The organism is Rhodococcus sp. IEGM 1381, from assembly GCF_030056795.1.
Taxonomy (GTDB): domain Bacteria; phylum Actinomycetota; class Actinomycetes; order Mycobacteriales; family Mycobacteriaceae; genus Rhodococcoides.
In genome coordinates this window covers 1-21,805 of record NZ_JASHKQ010000023.1, presented here as the reverse complement: position 1 = coordinate 21,805, position 21,805 = coordinate 1, and the positions used below count along the sequence as shown (strand labels likewise).

At 63.6% G+C, this 21,805-nt stretch carries 24 protein-coding genes; 11 read left to right on the top strand and 13 right to left on the bottom strand.

Annotated features, from left to right (window positions below; genetic code table 11):
- Positions 1-173 precede the first annotated feature (173 nt).
- Together QM797_RS25060 and QM797_RS25055 are read left to right on the top strand one after the other, a co-directional pair.
- Entirely contained in the window at positions 174-1,547 is a 1,374-nt protein-coding gene (locus tag QM797_RS25060) for a WS/DGAT domain-containing protein (protein WP_283278420.1), read from the top strand.
- 75 nt (positions 1,548-1,622) lie between these two features.
- Complete coding sequence (locus QM797_RS25055; RefSeq protein WP_283278419.1) at positions 1,623-2,489, top strand: PE-PPE domain-containing protein; 867 nt, start codon at positions 1,623-1,625, stop codon at positions 2,487-2,489.
- Between the two features lie 39 nt (positions 2,490-2,528).
- On the opposite strand, the gene QM797_RS25050 is transcribed toward QM797_RS25055, so the two are convergent.
- Positions 2,529-2,888: a VOC family protein gene (locus tag QM797_RS25050; protein ID WP_283278418.1), complete on the bottom strand. Its 360-nt coding sequence runs from the start codon at positions 2,886-2,888 to the stop codon at positions 2,529-2,531.
- Positions 2,889-2,919: 31 nt separating this feature from the next.
- On the opposite strand from QM797_RS25050, the gene QM797_RS25045 reads away from it, so the two are divergent.
- Positions 2,920-3,819, top strand: coding sequence for a glycosyltransferase family 2 protein (locus tag QM797_RS25045; protein WP_283278417.1), 900 nt, complete (start codon positions 2,920-2,922; stop codon positions 3,817-3,819).
- Here the strand turns inward: QM797_RS25045 and QM797_RS25040 are convergent.
- Both QM797_RS25040 and QM797_RS25035 read right to left on the bottom strand, forming a co-directional pair.
- Complete coding sequence (locus QM797_RS25040; RefSeq protein WP_283278451.1) at positions 3,794-4,750, bottom strand: alpha/beta hydrolase; 957 nt, start codon at positions 4,748-4,750, stop codon at positions 3,794-3,796. The genes QM797_RS25045 and QM797_RS25040 overlap by 26 nt on opposite strands.
- A 75-nt stretch (positions 4,751-4,825) precedes the next feature.
- Positions 4,826-6,739, bottom strand: coding sequence for an alpha-amylase family protein (locus tag QM797_RS25035; RefSeq protein ID WP_283278416.1), 1,914 nt, complete (start codon positions 6,737-6,739; stop codon positions 4,826-4,828).
- A 60-nt stretch (positions 6,740-6,799) separates the two neighbouring features.
- Here QM797_RS25035 and QM797_RS25030 point away from each other — a divergent pair, with 60 nt between their 5' ends.
- Positions 6,800-7,759, top strand: coding sequence for an SDR family NAD(P)-dependent oxidoreductase (locus QM797_RS25030; protein WP_283278415.1), 960 nt, complete (start codon positions 6,800-6,802; stop codon positions 7,757-7,759).
- Positions 7,760-7,765: 6 nt separating this feature from the next.
- On the opposite strand, the gene QM797_RS25025 is transcribed toward QM797_RS25030, so the two are convergent.
- A complete protein-coding gene (locus tag QM797_RS25025) occupies positions 7,766-8,311 on the bottom strand; it encodes a hypothetical protein (protein ID WP_283278414.1) in 546 nt (181 codons plus the stop codon).
- A 37-nt stretch (positions 8,312-8,348) separates the two neighbouring features.
- Positions 8,349-10,097: a helix-turn-helix domain-containing protein gene (locus tag QM797_RS25020; protein ID WP_502942395.1), complete on the bottom strand. Its 1,749-nt coding sequence runs from the start codon at positions 10,095-10,097 to the stop codon at positions 8,349-8,351.
- Between the two features lie 70 nt (positions 10,098-10,167).
- On the opposite strand from QM797_RS25020, the gene QM797_RS25015 reads away from it, so the two are divergent.
- Positions 10,168-11,541, top strand: coding sequence for an FAD-binding oxidoreductase (locus QM797_RS25015; RefSeq protein ID WP_283278412.1), 1,374 nt, complete (start codon positions 10,168-10,170; stop codon positions 11,539-11,541).
- Positions 11,542-11,554: 13 nt separating this feature from the next.
- Here QM797_RS25015 and QM797_RS25010 read toward each other — a convergent pair whose 3' ends face one another.
- On the bottom strand, positions 11,555-11,779 hold the full coding sequence (locus QM797_RS25010; protein WP_283278411.1) for a hypothetical protein: 225 nt from the start codon (positions 11,777-11,779) through the stop codon (positions 11,555-11,557).
- Between the two features lie 164 nt (positions 11,780-11,943).
- Here QM797_RS25010 and QM797_RS25005 point away from each other — a divergent pair, with 164 nt between their 5' ends.
- Both QM797_RS25005 and QM797_RS25000 read left to right on the top strand, forming a co-directional pair.
- Complete coding sequence (locus tag QM797_RS25005; protein WP_283278410.1) at positions 11,944-12,510, top strand: DUF2716 domain-containing protein; 567 nt, start codon at positions 11,944-11,946, stop codon at positions 12,508-12,510.
- 61 nt (positions 12,511-12,571) lie between these two features.
- Positions 12,572-13,102, top strand: a complete 531-nt coding sequence (locus QM797_RS25000) for a hypothetical protein (RefSeq protein WP_283278409.1) — start codon at positions 12,572-12,574, stop codon at positions 13,100-13,102.
- Positions 13,103-13,113: 11 nt separating this feature from the next.
- Here the strand turns inward: QM797_RS25000 and QM797_RS24995 are convergent, their stop codons facing one another.
- Positions 13,114-13,596 carry a hypothetical protein gene (locus QM797_RS24995; RefSeq protein ID WP_283278408.1) on the bottom strand — a complete coding sequence of 161 codons (483 nt, stop codon included), beginning with the start codon at positions 13,594-13,596 and terminating at the stop codon, positions 13,114-13,116.
- A gap of 263 nt (positions 13,597-13,859) precedes the next feature.
- Here QM797_RS24995 and QM797_RS24990 point away from each other — a divergent pair, with 263 nt between their 5' ends.
- On the top strand, positions 13,860-14,270 hold the full coding sequence (locus QM797_RS24990) for an ABC transporter permease (RefSeq protein WP_283278407.1): 411 nt from the start codon (positions 13,860-13,862) through the stop codon (positions 14,268-14,270).
- Positions 14,271-14,329: 59 nt separating this feature from the next.
- Here the strand turns inward: QM797_RS24990 and QM797_RS24985 are convergent, their stop codons facing one another.
- Positions 14,330-14,968: a hypothetical protein gene (locus QM797_RS24985; RefSeq protein ID WP_283278406.1), complete on the bottom strand. Its 639-nt coding sequence runs from the start codon at positions 14,966-14,968 to the stop codon at positions 14,330-14,332.
- Between the two features lie 84 nt (positions 14,969-15,052).
- Positions 15,053-16,396, bottom strand: a complete 1,344-nt coding sequence (locus QM797_RS24980; protein WP_283278405.1) for an MFS transporter — start codon at positions 16,394-16,396, stop codon at positions 15,053-15,055.
- 170 nt (positions 16,397-16,566) lie between these two features.
- Between QM797_RS24980 and QM797_RS24975 the strand changes: the two genes are divergently transcribed.
- Both QM797_RS24975 and QM797_RS24970 read left to right on the top strand, forming a co-directional pair.
- On the top strand, positions 16,567-17,334 hold the full coding sequence (locus tag QM797_RS24975) for a metallophosphoesterase family protein (protein WP_283278403.1): 768 nt from the start codon (positions 16,567-16,569) through the stop codon (positions 17,332-17,334).
- Positions 17,335-17,338: 4 nt separating this feature from the next.
- A complete protein-coding gene (locus QM797_RS24970) occupies positions 17,339-18,511 on the top strand; it encodes a winged helix DNA-binding domain-containing protein (RefSeq protein ID WP_283278402.1) in 1,173 nt (390 codons plus the stop codon).
- Positions 18,512-18,608: 97 nt separating this feature from the next.
- Here QM797_RS24970 and QM797_RS24965 read toward each other — a convergent pair whose 3' ends face one another.
- From QM797_RS24965 to QM797_RS24955, 3 genes are all read right to left on the bottom strand, one after another.
- The gene (locus QM797_RS24965) at positions 18,609-19,001 is read right to left on the bottom strand and encodes a type II toxin-antitoxin system VapC family toxin (RefSeq protein ID WP_283278400.1); all 393 of its coding nucleotides are present in this window, start codon (positions 18,999-19,001) and stop codon (positions 18,609-18,611) included.
- On the bottom strand, positions 18,998-19,261 hold the full coding sequence (locus tag QM797_RS24960) for a type II toxin-antitoxin system Phd/YefM family antitoxin (protein ID WP_283278398.1): 264 nt from the start codon (positions 19,259-19,261) through the stop codon (positions 18,998-19,000). The genes QM797_RS24965 and QM797_RS24960 overlap by 4 nt, the downstream gene beginning before the upstream one ends.
- A 65-nt stretch (positions 19,262-19,326) precedes the next feature.
- On the bottom strand, positions 19,327-19,944 hold the full coding sequence (locus QM797_RS24955; protein WP_283278397.1) for a class I SAM-dependent methyltransferase: 618 nt from the start codon (positions 19,942-19,944) through the stop codon (positions 19,327-19,329).
- Positions 19,945-20,082: 138 nt separating this feature from the next.
- Here QM797_RS24955 and QM797_RS24950 point away from each other — a divergent pair, with 138 nt between their 5' ends.
- Complete coding sequence (locus tag QM797_RS24950; protein ID WP_283278395.1) at positions 20,083-20,712, top strand: DUF4190 domain-containing protein; 630 nt, start codon at positions 20,083-20,085, stop codon at positions 20,710-20,712.
- Positions 20,713-20,734: 22 nt separating this feature from the next.
- Here QM797_RS24950 and ychF read toward each other — a convergent pair.
- On the bottom strand, positions 20,735-21,805 hold a 1,071-nt coding region (ychF, locus tag QM797_RS24945), incomplete at its 5' end, for a redox-regulated ATPase YchF (RefSeq protein WP_283278394.1).

Below are 21,805 nucleotides of genomic sequence, written 5' to 3'. Positions count from 1 at the left end.
CGGCGTCGCGGACGGAGGGCGAGGCAATGCATTGATCCAGGCTAACGGGGATGCGGCGAGTAATCGCCGAGGCAATCGAAGAAGTCCTCGGCCCGTCGTGGTGAGAGTTCACAGAACCGAACTGGTCAGTTCGTAACCTGCCCGGTGCCGTCGCGGCGCTTAGGCTTCACCGTGTGCCCCGCGATCGACCCGACAGCAATCGCCCCGAGTCGATGCACCTGCACCCGGCCGATGCGCGGGCGTACTGGATGGCGTCGAAGATTCCGAGCGACCAGTTTCTGCTGTACTGCTTCGACACCGGGCCCGACGACCTCGATGCCGAGGTGGTGCGACTGCTCGAACGCAGCGCTCGGATCGACGTACTGCGCCGACACGTCACCGACGCGCCTCTCGGGCTCGACTATCCACGGTGGACGTCCGCGAATCCGCGCACCGACGCGGTCATCGTTCACCGGACACCACGCACCTGGCCGGACTGCCTCGATGCGATCTCGTCGTCGTTCGAGCATCAGGTGGACCCCCGAGGGTCGGTGTGGCATCTGCACCTGTATCCGAACATCACGGATTCGCCGGGTGAACCGGGCTCGACTGTCGTTGCTGTGCTGCAACTTTCACACGCAGCGGCCGACGGGGCACTGGCATCGAAGACCGCCCGCGACCTCTTCGGCACGCATCGACTCGCGCCCGTGCCGGAGCGCACCTCGCGTTCCACCGGGACCGAACTGGCGTCCGAAGTGCGTGCCGCGGCAGTCCTTCCGCTGCACACGGCGCTGATGGTTCGCGGCGGGCTGCGCGTTCGACGGGACGCGCTGGCCCTCGGGCGAGCCACCGACTCGGGTTCGATCCCGCCGCCTGCTCGGTCGCGAGTCCTGACGGCCCTCGACGTCGCGCCAACCGGCCGGACGTCCGTGCGGACCATCGTGCTCGCGAAGTCCGATCTGCACGCCGAGGGCACCACGGTCACCGCTTTTGCACTCACCGCCATTTCGATTGCACTGCAAGCCTTTCTCGACACTCCGGCCGATCTGGCCGCAGAGGTGACCCTCGCCCGACGGACGCGTGGACCCGCGCGCAACAACTTCGGCAACGTGGGAGTCGGACTGTTTCCCGCCGAGCCGGACATCCGGACACGCATGCTGCTCATCTCGAACGACCTGGCCGCGCGCAGAGTCCGCGCGAGTCATCCACTGGCGGAGGCGGCCCGCGCATCGCAAGACGAGGTCGAAGTACACGTGCCGGCATTTCTGGCCGAATGGGGCGTCGCACAGTTCGATCCGACCGCGATCCCCCCGACGGTCACCGGCAACACCGTCGTCTCCAGCGTCACGCGCGGTGCCGCAGACCTGATGCTCTGCGGCGGCCCCGTCCGGTTCACTGCAGGCTTTCCCGCCCTCTCCCCCGCCATGAGCCTGACCCACGGAGTGCACGGCATCGGCAACACCGTCACCATCGGCATCACCTCCAACAGCGCCGCCGTACCCGACCCGGACCGCTACGAGGCGCTTCTACGCGATGCCCTCGACCAGGTGCGCACGGCTTTGACTTGATCTGGACCGAAATGCCAGACAGTTCTCAGCATTTGCCGGGCGTCGAGCTCAGGTTCGCCCGCCAGACTCGAGGTCATGAACCAGGATCAGGTCACCGTACTCGCCGTCGGAGGTACCGGAGAATCGCATCCGTCCGACCATCGGACGCATGTCACCGGACTGCTCGCCTGCGTGGTCGGTGAACTCGACGACCGTTTCGTCGGCCGATGGGTCGGCTACCCGGCGTCGTACGGTCCTGTTTCACTCGGCGGACTGTGCTTCCGTCACAGTGCCGACATCGGTGTTCGACGCCTCCGTCGCGCAGTCGAAGGCACCACCGGGCCGATCGCGCTGATCGGGTACTCCCAAGGTGCCACCGTCGTGCGCGAGGTGCTCGGACTCGTCGCCGATGGAACGATCGACGGCTCCCGAATTTTCGCTGCGGGCTTGGTGTCCGATCCCCAGCAACCGGCCGGCGCTTTGAGCGGATGCGCTGGACGCGGCGTCGCAGGCGCGGGTCCGGCTCTGCCCGAGTCGATTCCGGTTCGGTGGATCGGACTCGAGACCGACATGATCTGTAACGCCAGCGACGACAGTCTGATTCGCGACATCGCCGACCTCACCCGCTCGATGTCGTTTCGCACCCCGAGAATTTGGCTACATGAACTGTGGACCTTACTGCGCAGCAACAGCTTCCAGAATGCGACCCGGACTCGCCTGCGACCCTCCCAGTGGGTCAAGGATGTTCGACGCCTCCGCACCGCGGCCACCGAGGTGGCCGGCTATCTGCCGCAGTCGATGCGCTGGCACCGATTCGAATGGGCCAACCCCGGCGGCGGCCGACACATCGCCTACGCGCGTGAACCGTACGACGGCGAGCTCACCGGTTGCCAGGTGCTCGCACGCTGGCTGGGCGAGCACGTAGATCTCGGGGCTTCTCTGCCGCAGACCCGAGTTGCTTGAGGCTCTTCTCGGAATTCAGCGGGCTGCGTCGCTGTTGCTTCATTTTCTTTTGCACAGGCAGAAGATGTGCCCCGCGGGGTCGCGGTACACCCAGAACGAGGACTGCGCGTGGTCGATGAGTTTCGCCCCCGCGTCGATGACGAAGTCCCTTGCTTGTTCCATGTCGTCGACCACCAGGTCGAGATGAATCTTGATGCCCTCGCTCGGCCAGTCGATCGGGGAAAAATCCGGTGACCGTTGAAATGCCAGACGTTGTTGACCGGGACCGTGGATGACCACCCAGTCGCCGTCGTCATCTGTGTGCTCCCATCCGAGAATGGTGCTGTAGAAACGAGCGAGCGCCGCAGGGTCGGGGCAATCGAGGACGGTGTAATCCACGGTGATCACAGGGGTCGTCATGTGCTGAGAATACCGACTACACTCGAAAACCATGTCTGCCGGTCTTGTGTCCGTCATCATTCCCGCCTACAACGGCCTGCCCGACCTCGACGACCAATTGTCTGCTCTCGAAGCTCAGGACTTCGATGGCAAGTTCGAGGTGATCATCAGCGACAACGGCTCGACAGACGGGCTGCGTGAGCACATTGCACAGCTCGAGTCGCCACTGGACATCCGTTGGATCGACAGCTCTGGTGTCAGAGGCACCCCACACGCGAGAAACGCGGGGATAGACGCAGCCCGCGGTGATTTCTTGGCGTTCACCGACCAGGACGATGCCGTGTACCCGGGGTGGCTCACCGCCCTTACCCGTGCGGCGGAGACCTTCGATGCAGTCGGCGGTCCGATCGAGGTACAGACGCTCAACTCGGAGGAAGTCGCGTCGTGGCGCGCGGTGCCGGCGCCGGAGGAGAGGTTCGAGACCGGGTACCTGCCCTTCGCGCACGGTAACAATTTCGGAATGTGGCGACGCGTCGTCGATCAGGTGGGCAAGTTCGACGAGAGTTTTCTCGGCGGCGGTGAGGACGCCGACATTTCGTGGCGGATTCAACAGGCCGGCCTGACTTTGGGGCATGTTCCCGACGCGATGGTCGCGTATCGGCTTCGGAGAACTGCCCGGGCCGCCTACGAGCAGGGCATCGGCTACGGCCGCTCCGGTTGGGAAGTCACCCACAAGCACGAGCCGAACGGTGCCCGCCAGCCCAGCGCCCGTGAACTGGCCACTTTCGTCTACATGTTGACTGTCAGAAATCCGTGGCTACCCAAAGCCCTGTCACCCCTACCGAAGGGCATGTGGGCAATGAGCGCAGGCAGCACGCGCGCAACCATCTCGATGCGGTTGCGGCACGCGCTGACCAAGTCCGGCCTCAGCCGCCTACTGCCGGGGCGATAGTCTCGAACCACGCCTCGTGCAGGTGCTGCTCCCAGTGGTTCCACCAGTGCACACCGGTACCTGTGATCTTGACGTTGGGTCGACCGCCCGCGGCCTGCAGCAACGGAACGAATGCCCGGCTGCTCATGCCGGCGGCCGTCTCCAGCGGCACCATCTGCGCGAACTTGACGGGGTCGAAGCGGCTGCTGGCCGGGTTGAACACAGGGTCGGTAGCCGGTGAGCCACTGCCCGAAGAGACGAAGACCGCCGTGTTGCGCAACGCACCGACGTTGAGGGAGGGGTCGTTGCGGATCCAGTCCGCGGACGGCCAGGTGCCCCACATGTTGCGAGCGTTGCCGCCCATCTCGCCGACGGCCACCGAGATGCCCTGCGCGAATCCGGGGCTGCTCGCGGTCGGGTAGCCGCTGAACGATGCCACCGCCTTGTAGAAATCCGGTCGATGCGCGGCCAGATTGAGCGCGGACGTTCCACTCATCGACAGCCCCGCGACGGCGTTGTTGACGTTGTCACTGCCGAAACGATCGGCCATGAAGGGCGGCAGTTCCTGGGTGAGGAAGGTTTCCCACTTCACCCGTCCGAGCTTGGGGTCGTCGCGCTGCCAGTCGGAGTAGAAGGTTCCGCCGCCGCCGAACGGAATGACCACGTTGACGTGCTTGTCGGCGAAGAAGCTCTCGACGTCGGTCTCGATGAGCCAGCCGCTGTTGTTGTCGGGCGCACGCAGCCCGTCGAGCAGATACAGGGTGGGCGCCGGTCCGCCACCGGCAGCTTTGAGGACCTTGATCGGAATGTTCTTGTCCATCGACGGCGAGTAGACGTAGACGAGCTCGGAATCGGCCTTCGCCACACCGGTCCCCATCAGCACCGTTGCCATCGTGGCGACCAACACCGCCACTACAGCGAGCACCAGACTTCGTATCCGAGCATGCAGCATCGACATTGTCCCCTTGTTCGTATCCAGCCCCACCGTCCCGGGGAGAGTAACAGCCCGGTCACGGTAGCGCTTCTTCTAGCGCAGAGGGCTGTCGACGATCCACCACGCCGCGTACGGCGGCAACCACACCGATCCGGTGTCGTCGACGTGCAGATCGTGTTGCGAGAGCACCTCGGTCGGTGCCGGGATGCCGAGCTCGATCAGCTGCGTGTGGGGAAAGGGCCGGTGCTCTGCCGTCACGTTGTAGAGGCCGACCAGGGTGCCGCTCGGATGACGCCTGCGCACGACGAGCAGACCGTCGTCCGATTCGGTCTGCACGTCCACCGGTGCCTCGGCGTGCAACATCGGCAGACCGGCACGCACCTTCGCGATTCGAGCGATACCGTCGAACACCCGCTGCGCGTCGCTCCCCTCCTCGAACCGACCGGCGCGGTCGGCGTCGGTGACGCGGGGGCGATGCACCCACCTGTTGTCCTCGGCTTGAGCCGGTTCGTCTGCCCAGTTCGGGTCTCCCGGGGAGCCGAGCTCATCGCCGCTCCACACGACGGGAATGCCGCCCCACCCGGCAATGATGGAGTGCGACAGAAAGATTCGCCCGAACGCGCCGTCGGGATCCAGGCGGGACGGGCCCAGGCCGGTGAGCGCGGCCGCGGTTCCACTGATCCGGCGGTCGCCGGCGTCGGGGTTGTATTGGAACACCAGGCCTTCGGCCCAGGAGCCGTCGAATTCGCCGGAGTACCAGTCGGCCAGAAAGTGCCGGTGCCCGGCACCGGAGAGACCGAGTGACGCTGCGTCGCCGTCGTCGATGGCCCAGCCGATGTCGTCGTGGCAGCGAACGTACGTCACCCAGGTGCCACTCGGCGGTGTCGGGGGCAACGACGCCAACGCGTGACGCGCCAAAGCTGTACTGCCCGTTGCCAACATCGACCAGACCTGCACCATCAACGAATTGTGGTAAGCGATGTCCGAGACTCGTCCGGTGTGCCGCCCCTGGCCCAGGTACGGCAGCAGATCGCGGGGTCCGACGATCGCCTCGGCCTTGAACAGCGTGGCCGGAGCGGCCAGCCGAGCGGTGGCGCGCAGAGCCTGCGTGACCGCATGGACCTCGGGTTGATTCTGGCAGTTGGTGCCGAGCCGCTTCCACAGGAACGCGATCGCGTCGAGCCGCAGCACCTCCACTCCCAGGTTGGCCAGATGCAGCACGACGCTCGCGAACTCCTGCAGCACAGCAGGATTGGCCCAGTTCAGATCCCACTGCCATTCGTTGAACGTCGTCCACACCCATTCGCCGAGTTCGTCGTCGAACGTGAAACTTCCGGGCGCGAAGTCGGGAAACACCTCGGGCAGGGTGCGCTCGTACGAGTCCGGAGTGGTCCGATCGGGATAGATCAGGAAGTAGTCTCGGTACGTCGGATCACCGGCACGCGCCTTGGCGGCCCACTCGTGCTCGCGGGCAACGTGATTGAGAACCAGGTCGACCACCAGGCTGATGCCGCGTTCGCGCAGGGTTTCCGCCAGCGCCCGCAGATCCTCGTTGGTGCCGAGGTCTTCTCGCACCGCGCGGTAGTCCATCACCGCGTATCCGCCGTCGTTGTCGCCGGGCCGGGGCTGCAGCAGCGGCATCAGGTGCAGGTAGGTGACACCGAGGTCGGTCAGGTGGTCGAGCCGCTCACCCACCCCGCGCAGCGTCTGTCCGTACCGGTCGACGTAACACGCATAGCCGAACATGTCGGGCTGCTGAAACCAGTCGGGCTCGAGCAGTCGGCGCTGATCGAGCCGGTGCAGATCCTCTGCCCGGGCAGCGTAGGCGCGAGCAGCAGTCTCCACCAGGCCGGCCGCGACGCCGTCGGGATCGGGGTAGACAGCGGTGACCGCATCGTGCAGATCGGGAAACCACTGCTCGAGACGCAACTCGAACGTCTCGCGTCGGTGTGCGGGAAGTTCGGCGAGGATCTCGCGGGTGACGTCGGAGACGGCGGGGTGAACCATAGGTTCATTCTGGCATCGAGTACCCGCATACATTCCGATAGCGCGGGGTATCGGACACGCATGTCATTGCTGAGCCGCACGGTCGACACGATCCTCGACAGAGCAATCGTTCCCGGATACTCCCGAATCGGTGCCACGGTGCGTCGCCGGTTCTGGGCCGCCGATCCGACGCCGTTCGCCTCACCCATCGACATGGTGGTGACCGGTGCGTCGTCCGGGTTGGGAGCCGCCACCGCGAAAGAACTCGCGCGGCTCGGGGCGCGGGTGCACCTGGTCGGCAGATCGGCCGACCGACTCGAGTCCGCCGCCGCGGCGATCCGAACCGAGGTGCCCGACGCCTCGCTGGTGGTGCACGAGTGCGACATCAGCGATCTCGATTCCGTGGCTGCGTTGATCGCAAGGTTGGCGTCCGAGCTCACGGCGGTGCACGCGCTCGTACATTGCGCCGGGGTGATGCCGGACCAGCGGCAGTTGTCGGCACAGGGGCACGAATCCGCTTTCGCCACCCATGTTCTCGGACCGGTCGCGGTGACGGTGGGATTGCGAGAGCTGTTCGACGCCGGATCACGAGTCGTGTTCGTCTCGAGCGGCGGCATGTATGCGGTGCCGCTGCAGAACTCGGACTTCGAGTACGAGAACGGCAAGTACTCCGGCATGACGGCGTACGCTCGCACGAAGCGAATGCAGGTGGTGGTGGCCGAGCAACTGGCCGAACGCTTTTCGCTCGAAGACGATCCAGTGGTGCACAGCATGCACCCGGGATGGGCGGCCACTCCTGGAGTCACCGATTCGATGCCGCTGTTCGGTTCGGTGATGAAGCCCATTCTGCGCAGCGCCGGCGACGGAGCCGATACCGTCGTCTGGCTCGTGGCAGCCGATCCCCCGTTGACCAGCACAGGCACATTCTGGCACGACCGCGCGCCACGCCCGACTCATTACCCCTCCTGGCGCGGAGATTCACCCCGCGTACGAGATGCATTGTGGGCCAGCGTGGTCGAGGCAACAGGAATCGAGATCTGACTTCGTTCACGGCTCGACTGGCGGCCGTTTTCGCACGAGGTTCGCAGACGTGTTCCGAATGAGGATCAGCAGGGTCAAGCCCAACCCCCAGCCGAGCATGCACAGAATGACACCAACGCCCGACTGCCCGGTCACGTCGGTGCTGGCTTCGACGCAGAACGCCGTCGAGAACCCAGCGGTCATGCCCAGCGCAGCGACGTGTCCGCCGGTATTCGACCATCGCGACAGATGCGCGGCAAGCAGGCACAGCAACACCACCGTCGCCCCGCACGCGGCCACTTGCCAGGTGGGGAACGCATTCGGAGCCGGGAGCCCGGGTCCACGGAACTCACCCCGTTGATCGGCAGACCAGCTCAACCAACCTGCACACGAGACGAAACCCGATGCGAGCGCTATCGATCCGGTGGCCCACAGGCCCAGCGGGCCGGTGTCCGCTCTCTCCCGGCGCTTCCTGAACCGGGCCCACAGCACGAGAGCCCAGAGTGTCGACGGCACACCGACGAAAACGAAGACTATCCAAAGAAACTGAGACCACGAAAAGTCGACTGCCATTACCCGACGCTATCCGACCAGCACCGATTCGCTCGGATCACAGACCCAGCAGATCGGCAGATCTTCGCAACCGCATCAGCACCTGAAGATCGAGGGCATCGTCCGGGTCGCGCCACTGCGTACCGATCAGCCGGTCGATTGCCTCCAGTCGTTGATAGAGCGTGTTGACGTGCACACCCAGGCTCGACGCCGTGGCCGAATGGTGCCGTCCGTGTGCGAGATACACCGACAGCGTCTCCATCAGCGGAACCCCGCGCTTGTTCTGCTCCGCCATCAAAGGGCCGAGCAGTTCCTCGGTGAGCTCGTCCAAGTGCTCACGGGCCATGTGGCTGAGCAGGATTCGATAGATCCCCAGACCGCGAGCCGAGGACACCTCCCCGTCCCTGCCCAGAGTCGTCAGCACATCGACGGTCTGTTGCGCCTCGCGGAATGCTCTTGCCAAGGCGTCGGCACCTCGCGCGGGCTCGGAGATTCCTACCGTCGCACGGGTGGAGATCATGCGGCGAACGGCAGCAGATTCTCGGGCCGGCACGACCAGCAGAACCCTCGAACCCTGCTCTGCCACTACTGATCCCGGCGGTAGTGCAGTGGCTTCGAACTCGGCTCTCGACGCATTCCCTTGCCCAACTGCCACGCAGTACGTCACGTCCGGCGCCAGTCCGGCACGGTGGAACTGCCTGCGTTCGTCATCGGGTGACGAGGTGGGATGAAGAAGCAGATCCACCAGAAAGGCGTCCTGCGCGCGGCGTGCAGATTCCGCTGCTGCACGCTCCTCCGCCAACGACAACGCAATGGCCGGCGCGGCCCGATCGAGAAGCAAACGAGTTTTGTGGTCCTCGGGTCCGACAGAGATCAACACCCCCAGAAAGTGACCCGCTGCTACCACCCGCCGAGCGGTCATCGCGTCGTCGACGGCCGTCTCCGCGCCCGCCCTACAACGGTCGACGAGAGTGTCGACCGTTGTTGCCGTGTACTCCAGAGCGGCCGGCACGGACGCAACATCCGCCACGAAGTACGCCGGCCGTTCGGTGGCCGCAGCGACCTCCCGAACCAGACTTCGCACCCCGCCCCCTTGGAGCACGACCTGGGTCAACGTGCGGTCCCATTGCAGTGTTTGCTCCAATTCCGTAGTGCGAACGGACAACTCGGCATTGAGGGTTTCGAGCTTGTCGATCGCCCGAACGTTCTCGATGGCGATGGCCGCGTGTGCGGCCAGTGCCGACAGCAGAGCGATCTCACTGTCTGCGAAGTCCCGCTCCGACCGTTTGCACGCGAACAATGCGCCGATCACGCGGTCGCCCACCCGCAGCGGTACGCCCAGCAAGCCCCGCATGTTCTCCGATCGCGCTGCGCTGTCTGCTCCGGTGATGTGCCGAAAGGCAGGTTCGCTCTGATAGTCGGGAGTCCACGACGGCGAGGCACCGCGCACGATGAGGCCGACCAGCCCCTCGTCTTGCGCGAGCCTGATTCCCACGAGGTTCGGCGTCAATGCACCACTGGTGACCTCGATGACGAACTCGTTCCCGTACACCGAACCCATGTAGGCCAGATCCACGCCCAGAAGTGTGCGCGCCTGGTCCACCACCTCCTGCAACAGAATCCGATTGTCTCGCACAGTCGTCAGGCGCACCGCGATGTCGTTGAGGGCCGAGAGTTCGGTACTGCGCTGTTTGCGCTGATCGAGCAATGCGCGCAACCTCGAGGCCGCGTGCGCCTCGGCACCGGGATGTGTTCGACGGTGGGCTTCCAGTTCGTCCATGGACGCGTCGTCCAGCAGCAATTCCATCCATGACTTCGCTGGCGACATAGAGAAAACCTACATTGGCCGAGACCCAGGTCACAGCTAGAGTCGAGATATGTCGCTCGTCGAACAGTTGTCGAATTCCCTCCCCGCGGACCGCGTCGTCGTCGATCCCGACGTCATCGCGTCGTACCAGCACGACGAGGCGGAATGGGCACCGTTTGCGGTGCCTGTTGCCGTCGTGCGGCCCCGTAGCGCCGAAGAAGTGCAGGCTGTGGTTCGCGCATGCCTGGCCCATGGCGCACCCGTTGTCACTCGCGGGGCGGGCACCGGACTGTCCGGCGGCGCGAACGCCACCGAGGGATGTGTCGTACTCGCCCTCGACGGCATGGACGCGATCAAGGAGATCGACCAGCTCGAGCGATACGCCGTTGTCGAGCCGGGGGTGATCAACGATCACTTGCGGGCAGCGGTCGCCGAACAGGGTCTCTGGTACCCACCGGATCCGGCCAGTGCGCCGTGGTCGACCATCGGCGGCAACGTTGCCACCAATGCAGGCGGGCTGTGCTGTGTGAAGTACGGCGTCACCCGCGATTACGTCATGGGGATGCAGGTGGTCACCGGAACCGGAGAACTGGTGAGGCTCGGGCGCAAGACCGCCAAAGGCGTTGCCGGATACGACCTTGCGGGTCTGATGGTCGGTTCGGAGGGCACCCTCGGCATCATCACAGAGGTGACACTCAAGCTGCGCCCGCTGCAGGATCCGCAGCGAACCGTTGCGGGCTATTTCGATTCGATCGTCGACGCCGGGCGTGCCGTGGCCGCGGTTGCCGCCGCCGGATTGACGCCCTCTGCGTTGGAACTGATCGACAAGCAGTGCCTCATCGCTGTCGACGCCTGGAAGAACATGGGCCTGTCGGTCGAGGCGAATGTGTTGCTACTCGGGCGGATAGACGATCCAGGGCTCATCGGAGACCAGGAAGCCGAGAAGATGCTCTCGTGCTTCGACGAGGCTGGGGCCACCTGGTCTGCGGTCTCGACCGATCAGGAGGAGGCCGACGCGCTGTTCGCTGCCCGCCGGTTGGCGTATCCGGCGATGGAGCGCCTGGGTCCGGTGTTGACCGAGGACGTGTGTGTTCCGAAGAAGCATGTGCCCGAGATGCTTTCGCGTATCGAACAGATCGGCCTACGGTACGAGACGACGATCGCCAACATCGCACACGCCGGTGACGGAAACCTGCACCCGCTGCTCATCACACCCCACGACGACCTTCCGGCCCGCGAGCGAGCGCAGGCCGCCTTTGCCGAGATCATCGACGCGGCACTGGAACTCGGCGGCACCGTCACCGGCGAGCACGGAGTGGGGTTACTCAAGATGGACGGCTTGGTGCAAGAACTCGATCCGGTGGTGTTGGACATGCACAGAGCTGTGAAAAAAGCGCTGGATCCACACGGAATCCTGAACCCAGGCAAGGTGTTCACGTCCTGACAACGCTGAGATCCTACGGTTGAATGCGCAGATTGCCGTTGTGCAGCGCAGTCCCCAGCAGACTCGGTAGGCCGTTGACCAGCAAGAGAACGGCCACCACGAGACCCATCGCCAACCACGGCTCGGTCAGCCAGAAATGATTGCCGAGCTGCAGCGCACCGAAGATACTCAATATCCATCCGGCGGCCTGGGCACGTCGGGCGCGCCGGGCAGGTCTGACCGGATACGAGCCGTTCACGGCTGGCAACCTACGGCCATAATTTTCACGAGATGCGATTCGAGCTGCCACGACGTGGAACAGAACAGCGAACGTGATGGCACACAACGCAAGCGACATGTACTCGTCTCCCCTTCCGACTGCTGTCCACGCGCGCAGCCTGCCGGGCCTGGAACGATAGACCGATGACGACCAAGCTGACCATGGACTTCGGATCTACGTTACCCATCGGGTGGACCGAACTCGACCGAACTGCGGAAACGCAGCACTGGTCGGTGTTCAACAGTAAGTTCGCATTTCGACCCGGGACCAAACCTGAGTCGTGGCCTGCCATTGCCGAGCCTGCACCCTCCATGACATTCGACCTGGACGCCCATACCGTCCGTACGACGGCCTCGTGGTCTGCCCGGGTCGACGCCGTCAACGCGGAAGCTTTGCGCTGCTTCGTCACCGAGTTTTCGGACAACCCGACCTTCGTCGTCCTGGACTGGCAACACCCCGGCTACAGCTTCGACGCGGAAGCGCACGCCGACGCGGCCGAGGACGGCGAGTGGCGGGTCCCCGTCCACCCGAACGGCGACTACTACATCTTCGCCCGCGACGGTTTTACCGAAGGGACCTTCGGCCACCCGTGGGAACGCACCTTGTGTGTCTTCGGACCGCGTATGGTCGCCACGCTCGGTCGCACCTTGGCAACGTGGCTCCCTACGATCCGCGTCGACGGCGAGGGGGTCGCGGCTCGACGAATGTAACCAAGCCCGCCCGGCCGAGAACAGGTCAACCGAGCGAAAACAGAATCCGTATGGTTGCACGATGGACAACGACGCGTCGGAAGCGATCGATCTGGCCTTGACGAAGCTGGAGGGGCAGCGCGCCTCTCATGTCGACATGATGGGTACTACGCCGTTCGCCGCCTTGGCTCACGTGCAGCGCCCCGGCGTGGTCGCCGTCGTGCTGCAAAACAATGCCATGCGAATCACGGTTGTCGTCGACTACCACGAAGGCGGTTGGCGTGTGCCGACGATGCTGACAGGCTCTCGTCGCAACACCGCTGCCCGGGCGCTGGAAACCGGCCCGATGGGACTCCAAGCAAAGAGCATGAAAAAGGTGCGCTGGCCGTCGACCGACCCGAAACGTTCTACACCGGAGCATTACTGGTTCACGCTGACCGGCCTAGCCGCAGTCGATGTCGATCACGTCGTCGTCACCAGCGATGTCGATACATTTCGTGCAGTTCCAGACAGTGACGGGGTGGTGTTGGCACTCGTCGAGGCCACCGACACGAGCAACTCGGCCATCGTCGTCCACACAAGAGACGGCCGCGAAGTGCTTGCTGGGCCGTGAAGGGACAGGCGTTACCGCCCTGTCGACAACGAAGATTCAGACGAGATTTCGGGGCCGTGTTTCTCGAGCGCAACCACAGCAGCCACCAGGATCAGCGCGGCGCTAGCGATACCCGGTAACCATGTCGGATCCGGGGCGTAAAAAAACAGCAGCACATAGTGCAGCTGAAAGATCGCCACTGGCAACAGAATTAATGCCCTTTTTCGACGCATCCGGCCGTTCGAGAAAAGTATCTCGCTGATCGAACCAACAAGGATCAGCGCAACCAACGGTGGCCCCTGATGCCATTGCAGTAGTACTTCCCAGTGACTTTGGTCAGTAAAACTGGATCGCGCGAAGACGGCGAACGCAGCCGATACGAGTGCACAGACAATCCAGCTGATCGGATGGCGAAAAAGCTGGCGGACTCTTCTCAAAAACGCTTCCTTACAACATGAACAGCGACGACCTCGAACTGAACCAATGAGCAGCTCGCTTCTCTTCGAGCTGAGCACGTCAACAACCTACATTCCACGTCGTGGTCGGAGGCCTCGAATCACATGCAGAGGGGCCTTATCGTTCACTTGTCCGGGATCGCTTCGGCTTGTGAAACCATCGCCTCATGACCGTTCGACCGTGCACCGATGCTTCCCCAGCTCAGTGGTTACTCACCGCGGACCGCGATTGGTCGGACCTCACTGTTCGTGGGCCACTCGGATACGAGGCATACGCGCGTTGACATTGCCGTCCGTCCACGTCCGGAGACTAAGCTGCGGGCATGTTGCGATCGGTGTGGTGGGCCCTCGCCGTAGCCGCGTTGGCTTTCACCGCATGGAACGGGTTGTCGCTGACAATGTTCGACGTGTCGATGGCGTGCTCCAAGATCGGCGAGGGCGGTTCCTACCACTGCGATGACCGAGCCATCGACGTGCTTGGGGTGTGGCCTCTGGTTGCCGTCGGGCTGTTGCTTGCCACGCCACCTGCGGTGGCCGCGATAGCACTGCGTCAGTGGGTTTCCTGGTTTGCCGTCACCACCCTCGTTGTACTGTTCATCGCCGGAATCGCGGCCGTGACACATGACTCCTACTGGAACTTGCTTGTTCTCGCTCTTCCTATGGCGGTCATCGGATCCGCAACAGCCATGTTCCAACGAACTGCCCCAGATGGCGGAGCCAGAAAGTTCTCGTGACGCATCGAAGCGGGCGATGACATCGCCCCTCGACAACCGCCCGTGCGGGTGCAAACCGCTCAGCCTTCGAATCGCTCGACCCGCCACGGCGGAATCTCCCGACGCGGTCGGACCTTGATCGCACGAAACCGATACCCGTCCTGATCGATGGCGGGCTCCCACTCGAAGTCGACCTGTTCGCCTACGTCGAGGTCGGAGACACCTCCACCGATGCTGAAACCTCCCACCGATCGAGAGTTGATGACTTCGTCTGGATGAAGGGCACTGAAGAAAGTCCAGCACCCACCCGGAGTGTCCTCGGAATCGATGACACCCCAACTCTCTTCGCCGTTCCACACGGACACCACGCCGACAGACCACGTTCCAACCCGAATCGGTTCTTCCCAATCCAGATCTGTCACTTCGGTGACGGTGCCGTCAGGGGCAATATTCCAAGCACCGGATGTCGGGCGATCCGACTGTGCGACCGGCTCGGTACCCAGGGGCCACGCGCGAACTGTGAAGAAGCTATGCCCGTACAGAGGTTCTGCCTGGTGCTGCCACTCGAACTCCACCTCCTCGCCCGGAGTCAGAACAGGAGGTCCGTGAACAGCGACCGATACCGACGGCGTCCAACTTCCGCCCGGTGTGTCCTCAGAATCGATCACGCCCTGCATGCCGAGAATCTCCCAGCTCCGGACCCGCCCACGACTTGTCATCCGTCGAGTATGTCCGGTGTTCGGGCGCAATAGCTGGATCCTGTTCCGTGCAAATACTCCGCTCCGTGACTACGCAGCCGTTAGTCAGTGCGCTACCGGCACTTCCGTGTTGCTCTCGGAGCGCACTCCCATTCGGCTGCGCAGAGCGATCACCAGTACAACCGCCATGAGCATGACACCGCCGACTACCCACAAACCGGCCTTGGCGTTGCCGGTAGCGTCGAGCAGCCACCCCGTCACATAGGGGGCACCGAAGCCCGAGGTGTTGCCGACCGAGTTGATGATCGCGATTCCGGCGGCTGCCCCCGCTCCGGTGAGGAACGTACTGGGCAGGTACCAGAACACGGGAAGCGCACAGAACACGCCGACGGCATTGACCGTCACCGCGATCATGGTGGTGAACGGTGAATCCATATACAGCGCAAACGGAATGGATATCGCACCGATCAGGGTGGGGATCGCGACATGCCAGGTGCGCTCGCCCGTCCGGTCCGAGTGTCGACTCCAGAGCACCATTGCCACTGCGCCCACTGCGAACGGCACGGCCACGATGAGTCCCGTTGTCACGAGCGAGAAGTCGGTGTCGAACGTCTGCTTGAATCCCGCGACGATGCTGGGCAGGAAGAAACTCAGGGAGTAGAGACCGTAGGTGATGCCGAAATACACCAAGCCGAGCATCCAGACCCGGACGTCACCGAGAGCACGCTTCACCGAGCCGCTGATGTGCCCACCCTTGACGGCATCCTCAGACTCCAATTCCGCGGTGAGCCAGGCCTTCTCGTCGGCACTGAGCCACTTCGCCTGCGAGGGCCGATCCGTGAGATAGAACCAGGTCACCACTCCGAGCAGGATCGCCGGAATGCCCTCGAGGAGGAACATCACCCGCCAACCCGACAGTCCGAACAGCCCGTCCATGTACTGAATGATCGCGCTCGACAGGGGCGCACCGAGCGCCGACGACACCGGTAGTGCCAGCATGAACAGGCCCATCAACCGGACTCGGTAGGCGCGCGGAAACCACATCGTCATGTACAGCAGCACGCCGGGGAAGAAGCCGGCCTCGGCGATACCGAGTAGCACTCGCAGCCCGTACAGCCACCCTGCTGTCGGCACGAATGCCATGGCAGCGGCAACGATTCCCCACGACACCATGATGCGAGCGATCCACCGTCTGGCACCGAATTTGTGCAGCGCCAGGTTACTGGGCACCTCGAACAGCAGGTACCCGATGAAGAACAGTCCCGACGCCAGGCCGAACATCGTTTCGGTGAGGCCCAATTCGTCGCTCATGGTCAGCTTGGCGAGACCGATGTTGGTGCGGTCGAGATAGTTGACGAAGTAGGCCAACCCGAGAAACGGGATGATGCGTCGGGCGACCTTCTTGACCACCCTCGTTTCGATCTCGGGCTTCGACGTGACGGCAGGCATGGGCTCGGCTTTCCTTGGAGCGAAAGTGACCTGAACCACATTATGGACCTATCGGACGTGGGTCTATGGAGATATCACCCACCGACGGCGGAGATCCGAGGGCGAGACCTCCAACGCTCGCCGAGGGCTGCCGTGTTGCAGTCGAATGCCCACGCTGCGATCCTGTGATTGTGCGGGTAGCTCTCATAGCCGATATCCACGGCAACATCGCGGCGCTCGACGCCGTCCTCGACGACATCGAACGGCAACGCGTCGACTCGGTGGTGAACCTCGGCGATCTGCTGTCCGGCGGACTGCATCCGCGTCGGACTGCGGACCGGCTGATGTCGCTGAACTTTCCCACCATCGCCGGAAATCACGATCGCTATCTGCTCGAGCAGGATCCCGAGTCCATGGGTAGTTGGGATCGGCACGCCCACGATCAACTCGACGACGAGCATCTGCAGTGGCTGGGCTCGCTCCCGTTCTCACTCGAGCTGGATCACGGAATCCTTACAGTGCACGGAACTCCCACCGATGATCAGCAATATTTCCTGCACTCGGTGGACCCCGACGGCTCTCGTGAGGCCACCGAAGCCGAAATCCTCGATCGGGCAGCAGGTTTCATGGACCGATCTGTCATCGCCTGCGGGCACACCCACCTGCAGCGCCGGTGGACTCTTCCCAGCGGCACACTCGTGGTCAACCCGGGCAGCGTCGGAATCCCCGCGTACGACGACGATCAGCCCTACCCGCACGTCATGGAATCCGGGTCGCCGCATGCGCGCTACGCGATACTCGACGATCACGGCAGAGGCAGCTGGACTGCGTCTTTCGAGCTGGTCCAGTACGACCACGTCGCTGCTGCCGCCGATGCCCGCGCACACGGCATGAGCGCCATCGCCGACGCCCTCCTCACCGGTTATGTCGACTCGAGACCGGATGGAGCGTCACACTGATCGCGTGAAGATCACCGATGCCCAGCGGCGACACCGGCTCGTCGCGCAGCACTTCTCCCGTGCCTCGACTGCCGACGACGTTGTGTCGTCAGTGCTCGCATTGCATGCCACCGACCCGGCGACGGTGTATCTCTCGGTGTTGGCGCGTGCTCGATCGCTGGGACTTTCCGATATTCGCGACGCGATGTACGAACGTCGGAGCCTGGTCCGCCTGATGGCGATGCGGCGCACGATGTTCGTCGTCGATCACGACGACGTCCCGATGATTCATGCCGCCGCGAGTCTCGGGGTTGCGCGCACGATGCGGGCGCGCTTGCTCAAACAAGTCTCCACGCTACCCACCGAACCGGTGCTCGATAACGTCGAATCCTGGCTTGCAGCAACGGAACAAGAGACCGAGGCGGCGTTGCGCTCGATGGGCACCGCCACCGGGGCGGAGCTGTCGGCTGTGGTCCCCGGCCTCAAGACCGCGCTGCTACCGACCACCGACAAGGTGTACGACGTCAGGCGATACGTCACCTCCGAGGTGCTGGTGATGATGGCCGCCGAGGGCAAACTGGTTCGCGTGGAGCCGCGGGGAGCATGGACTTCTCGACGGCATGCGTGGGCACCTATCGATCATTGGTGGCCGGACGGGATTCCCGATCTCGACGAAGCCGAGGCACGCGCCGAACTTGCCCGACGCTGGCTCGAAGTATTCGGACCGGCGACGCTCGACGACCTGCAATGGTGGACGGGCTGGAACAAGACACAGACTCGTGGTGCGGTTTCGGGCCTCGACACCGTGGCGGTCGAGCTGACCGAGGGCGAAGGAATCATGTTGACCGGCACTACCTTCGACAAGCCAGCTGGGACGAGCGTATTGCTGCTGCCTGCACTCGATCCCACGCCGATGGGATGGAAACACCGCTCCTGGTATCTCGGCGAACACAAGGCACCGCTGTTCGATACCTTCGGCAACATCGGTCCGACCATCTGGTCCGGGGGTCGCATAGTCGGCGGGTGGGCCGTGACTTCGGCCGGGGCGGTGGTGACCGAATTTTTGGAAGACGTCGGCTCGACGGTGTCGAAAGCCGTTGCGGCAGAGGCCGACCGACTCACCAACCTGTTCGACGGAACTTCGGTGGTCCCGTCCTTCCCGACGCCGTTGGAGAAGAGGTTGCGGGGGAAGAAGTAGCCGGCGTTTGCCCACGAACTATCCATCTGCCCACCGTCACAGGTAGGCACCCGAACAATTTGTGGGCAAACGTTTGTTGCCGCAGGGCAAGGCAGCGTCAGCGAGGCGCATCGACGACAAGCCCGTGCGCATGTGCCGCAGAAGCAAGGCGGTGTTCGTAGGCGACGAAGGCTGTGAGTTCGTCTTGAATCGACAACGCACTGGCCAGATGGATCGCGTCGAGGGTGCGCAGCGTCGGGTCACCGACACCGGCTGCTCGATCGGCCATGCCACCTGTGATCGGCACCAGGTTCAGCTGCGCAACCAATGCCCGCGCTGTGTCCACCGAATTCGGTGCATATCGCCGCGCCGCCCGCACCACTTCCACCTTCGCGAGTTCGCTACTGGCCCAGGGCACCCCTGCCCGCTCAGTCAGCCAAGTCTGCAGTCCGTCGCTCTCCGCCTCATCGAAAATCAATTTCAGCACAGCGGAAGAGTCCAAATAGATCACCGGTCTTCACGCATCTCGTCGAGCATGGACTGCGTGGGAGTCTCGGTACGCACACGGTTCGGGAAGCGGACGGGCAGCGTTGCGGCCGTCAGTCGCCCCTCGGCAGCGAGACGCTCTACAGCACTACGCCCAGGTTCGGGTGGTACCAGGAGCGCTACCAGCTCACCACGATCGGTGACCTCTACGGTTTCGCCGGCCTTCACGCGCGCCAAATATCTGCTTGCGTGTTGGCGAAGCTCGCGGACTCCGATTCTCTCCATCACACCAAAGTAGCACTTCTTGTGCTACTCGACTGAAGGTTGAAGAACGCCTCGACAGCAAGTGGTCAAAACTGGTAGCGACCCTCTGCCCAAACGCGAGCAGCAGGGGGCGCCACCTCGTCGACGGGCTCGCCGTCGCGGAAGTAGCTGGTGTGCAGAATTCGACCCCCGTCGACTGCTTCCTGCCAGGCCTGGGTCGGGCCTTCACCGAACCAGAGCCACGGGGTGATGTCGTCCATGATCACGACCGTGTCCGGGGTAGCGAACGCACGTAGGTCGTCTAGGTCCGCGCGAGCACCCTCCACGGAATGGTCGCCGTCGACGAAGATGACATCGAATCGCTGCTCCGGATGTTCCTTCGCGTACGCGGCGATGGTGGTGTGCGAATCACCCTGGATCAAGGTGTGGCGGCCCGGAAAGTGTTCGTCGATATGGGCTTTCGCGGCGTCACTGTAGGCATACGCGGCCAAGTCGAAGGATACGACGGTCACGTCGGGTGACGCGGACAGAAAAGCCCAGCTCGAGAAACCGGCATTGAATCCGACCTCACAGATCAATTTCGTACCCCGCCGGGCCGCAAGCGAGGACAGGTATTTCTGCTCCGCCTCATCGGCTCCACGCTCGAAAGGTTCTCCAGCAGTGGCCGTTTGGTGCACCAACGTTTCGAGTTCCTGCAGACCCATCTACGTTCTCCTATCGTCTGATTCGGAGCGTAGCCAACTTCGATGCTCCATGCAGACGACGGCTGGTTCGTGCCCACAGCCAATGGCTGTAGCGTTTGCACCGAATGACTTTCCGCACCGTGAACGGGGAACGAGTCGATGACCGTAGATCTCACCAAAGGCGGTGACCGCGCCGCCGGACCGGTCAACCCGTACGCCGTGATCTCACTGGTGGCAGCTCTGTTGGGGCTGTTTCCCGTCGCAATAGTGTTCGCGATCCTGGCCTTCTGGCGACCTGCTGGTAGAGGAATTGCTTTCGCTGGCTTGGCAATCGGGGTGATCGAGCTGCTCGTTGTCGCGACTTTCCTGTACGGCTTCGGATCTCTCACGCCGAGCAATTCGGCATCCAGCGAAACATTCACGCCTTACTCGGTACCGGCCACCGCGATGTTGACGGTTCCGTCCGCGACGACGGCTCTACCTCCGGCGGAGACCACCGTCGATGCGACCGAGGTACCCGTCGCCTCGCTGCCCAAAGTGGACGGGCCATGCGACCCGAGCACCGACAATCACGACACCTCCGCCGATGGCACATTCCTAAAGTGCACCTACGCAGGGTCGACCAGCGCGCGGTGGGTGCAGTCCGCACCGATCATCGACGGCAACGCGGAGGCAGGATCGGCATGCGATCCGACTGTCAGAGGCATCGCGGTGTCGCCGGATGGATTCGACATGTTCTGCGTCTCTGACGGCGCAGAAGGCGGCGGCTACTGGTCGCCTGGGCCGTAGCCGATCAACGCGACTAAGGCCGTTAAACGTTGAAGCGGAACTCCACCACATCGCCGTCGGACATGACGTAGTCCTTGCCCTCGATGCGCACCTTGCCGGCAGCCTTGGCCGAGGCCATGGAACCTGCGGCAACCAGGTCGTCGAAGGAAACGATTTCGGCCTTGATGAAGCCGCGCTCGAAGTCGGTATGAATGACGCCTGCTGCCTGCGGGGCGGTGTCACCCCGGTGAATTGTCCACGCACGGGCCTCTTTCGGGCCTGCGGTGAGGTAGGTCTGCAGGCCCAGGGTGTGGAAGCCGGCGCGGGCGAGCGCGTCGAGACCGGGCTCGGTTTGTCCGACGGATTCGAGCAGTTCCGCCGCCGATTCCTTGTCGAGTTCGAGCAACTCGGATTCGATCTTTGCGTCGAGGAACACGGCATCGGCGGGGGCGACGAGGCGAGCCAGTTCGCCGATTTTCGCGTCGTCGGTCAGCACCGACTCGTCTGCGTTGAAGACGTACAGGAAGGGCTTGGTGGTGAGCAGCTGGAATTCACCGAGCAGCTCGAAGTCCAACTTCGCCTTGGCCGAGAACAGCGTCTTGCCCTCGTTCAGCACGGCCTGCGCTGCCAGCGCGGCGTCGAGTGCAGGCTTGCGATCCTTCTTGATCCGCACCTCCTTCTCGAGGCGCGGGATGACCTTCTCGAGCGTCTGCAGATCCGCGATCGCGAGTTCGGTTTCGATGACCTCGATATCTGCGGTCGGGTCGACGCGACCGTCGACGTGCACCACGTCGTCGTCGGCGAAGACACGCACGACCTGACAGATGGCGTCGGCCTCACGGATGTTGGCGAGGAACTTGTTGCCCAGACCTGCGCCCTCGGATGCTCCCTTGACGATGCCGGCAATGTCGACGAACGACACCAGCGCAGGCACGAGCTTCTCCGAACCGAACACCTCGGCCAGCTTCCCGAGCCGGGGATCCGGCAGCGCGACCACACCGACATTGGGCTCGATGGTGGCGAACGGATAGTTCGCGGCCAGCACATCGTTGTTGGTCAGTGCATTGAAGAGGGTGGACTTGCCGACGTTGGGCAGTCCGACGATTCCGAGGGT

Bases quoted from the DNA above. Each gene is read 5' to 3' on its own strand.
- QM797_RS25005 (WP_283278410.1), top strand. From the start codon at position 11,944: ATGACGACCAAGCTGACCATGGACTTCGGATCTACGTTACCCATCGGG.
- QM797_RS25030 (WP_283278415.1), top strand. From the start codon at position 6,800: ATGTCATTGCTGAGCCGCACGGTCGACACGATCCTCGACAGAGCAATC.
- QM797_RS24950 (WP_283278395.1), top strand. From the start codon at position 20,083: ATGACCGTAGATCTCACCAAAGGCGGTGACCGCGCCGCCGGACCGGTC.
- QM797_RS25035 (WP_283278416.1), bottom strand. From the start codon at position 6,739: ATGGTTCACCCCGCCGTCTCCGACGTCACCCGCGAGATCCTCGCCGAA.
- QM797_RS25025 (WP_283278414.1), bottom strand. From the start codon at position 8,311: ATGGCAGTCGACTTTTCGTGGTCTCAGTTTCTTTGGATAGTCTTCGTT.
- QM797_RS24980 (WP_283278405.1), bottom strand. From the start codon at position 16,396: ATGCCTGCCGTCACGTCGAAGCCCGAGATCGAAACGAGGGTGGTCAAG.
- QM797_RS24955 (WP_283278397.1), bottom strand. From the start codon at position 19,944: ATGGGTCTGCAGGAACTCGAAACGTTGGTGCACCAAACGGCCACTGCT.
- QM797_RS24990 (WP_283278407.1), top strand. From the start codon at position 13,860: ATGTTGCGATCGGTGTGGTGGGCCCTCGCCGTAGCCGCGTTGGCTTTC.
- QM797_RS25015 (WP_283278412.1), top strand. From the start codon at position 10,168: ATGTCGCTCGTCGAACAGTTGTCGAATTCCCTCCCCGCGGACCGCGTC.
- QM797_RS25020 (WP_502942395.1), bottom strand. From the start codon at position 10,097: ATGGAATTGCTGCTGGACGACGCGTCCATGGACGAACTGGAAGCCCAC.
- QM797_RS25050 (WP_283278418.1), bottom strand. From the start codon at position 2,888: ATGACGACCCCTGTGATCACCGTGGATTACACCGTCCTCGATTGCCCC.
- QM797_RS24985 (WP_283278406.1), bottom strand. From the start codon at position 14,968: ATGACAAGTCGTGGGCGGGTCCGGAGCTGGGAGATTCTCGGCATGCAG.
- QM797_RS25040 (WP_283278451.1), bottom strand. From the start codon at position 4,750: ATGCTGCATGCTCGGATACGAAGTCTGGTGCTCGCTGTAGTGGCGGTG.
- QM797_RS25045 (WP_283278417.1), top strand. From the start codon at position 2,920: ATGTCTGCCGGTCTTGTGTCCGTCATCATTCCCGCCTACAACGGCCTG.
- QM797_RS25000 (WP_283278409.1), top strand. From the start codon at position 12,572: ATGGACAACGACGCGTCGGAAGCGATCGATCTGGCCTTGACGAAGCTG.
- QM797_RS25055 (WP_283278419.1), top strand. From the start codon at position 1,623: ATGAACCAGGATCAGGTCACCGTACTCGCCGTCGGAGGTACCGGAGAA.
- QM797_RS24960 (WP_283278398.1), bottom strand. From the start codon at position 19,261: ATGGAGAGAATCGGAGTCCGCGAGCTTCGCCAACACGCAAGCAGATAT.